Origin of the sequence: Winogradskyella costae, from assembly GCF_013403865.1 — a bacterium.
Classification (GTDB): domain Bacteria; phylum Bacteroidota; class Bacteroidia; order Flavobacteriales; family Flavobacteriaceae; genus Winogradskyella; species Winogradskyella costae.
Window position 1 is genome coordinate 1 of record NZ_JABFDK010000032.1, and the last position, 1,370, is coordinate 1,370.

1 protein-coding gene is annotated in these 1,370 nt (G+C 37.2%); it reads right to left on the reverse strand.

Annotated elements, in window-relative coordinates:
• Positions 1-1,370, reverse strand: a 1,370-nt coding sequence (locus HM986_RS17545; RefSeq protein ID WP_179336343.1) for a BspA family leucine-rich repeat surface protein, incomplete at both ends; no start/stop codon positions are given.

The following is a 1,370-nucleotide window of genomic DNA, read 5'->3' on the forward strand; positions in this document are numbered from 1 at the left end:
TGTTATCCCTCCGGCATCAAAGCCTATAAGTGTCGCATCATAATTAGCGGTATTTAAACCTGAATTATTGAGCATGTAACCCAAATTAATGTTAAAATAAAATTTAGTTCCCCAAGGGGCTAAACTTTGATTGAAAGTGGTTGCATTATAAAACATATTAGTCATATTCTCAACCTTACTAACATCCCAGCTACTGATATCTTGATTGAAAGCTGTTGCATTATAAAACATATAATTCATACGCGTAACCTTACTAACATCCCAGCTACTGATATTTTGATTGAAAGCTGTTGCCCTCATAAACATACTAGTCATATTCGCAACCTTACTAACATCCCAGCTACTGATATCTTGATTGAAAGCTGTTGCATTTGCAAACATATTATTCATAGTCGTAACCTTACTAACATCCCAGCTACTGATATCTTGATTGAAAGCTGTTGCCTCTCCAAACATATTAATCATAGTCGTAACCTTACTAACATCCCAGCTACTGATATCTTGATTGAAAACTGTTGCCCCTCCAAACATAGTAGACATATTCGTAACCTTACTAACATCCCAGCTACTGATATCTTGATTGAAAGCTGTTGCAATTTGAAACATCCTAAGCATAATCGTAACCTTACTAACATCCCAGTTACTGATATCTTCATTGAAAGCTGTAGCTCCCAAAAACATTGCATCCATTCTTGTAACATTTGACACATCCCAATTTCCAATATCCTGATTAAAAGAAGAGGCATTAGTAAACATAAACCCCATATTGGTAACTAATGTTAAATCGGGTGTATCTATTGCTGTTCCGTTTAAATTAGTACATCCAAAGAAAGCACTGTCCATACTTTTCCACTTATTAGTCCCCCATTGGTCTAAACTCAATATTTTATTTTTATCCCCTCCATTATTAAAATAAATACTTGGAAAAGCACCTCGAATCGCTACTTGATATGTTCCTGCTGTAACGTAATCATGAGTTGCATTGCCTGTTACTCCAAATTCATCATAAACACCATCGTTTTCCCAGTCAATATCGTAATTGTAACCTGTTCCTAATGTTGGGATGGTGATTGAAGTTGCGTTCGATGAACCCGTGTTCAAATTATCCGTTTTCCAAGTGGTGATAAAAGGAGTTCCCCCATACCCTTGTATAGTAAATGTATATGGATTTTCATCGGCATCGTTACTAGCAATACTGATGGTTGCTTTACGAATTCCTGCAGCAGAAGGATCGAAAGTGATTTCGAAAGTAGTTGTTCCTGTAGTTGCGGCTACTGGCGAAGTGGGTAATGCGGTTACCGTAAAATCGGCAGCATTTGTACCGCTAATCGCTACGAGTGGTGTTCCTGTTAAATTTAGAACGCTACTAC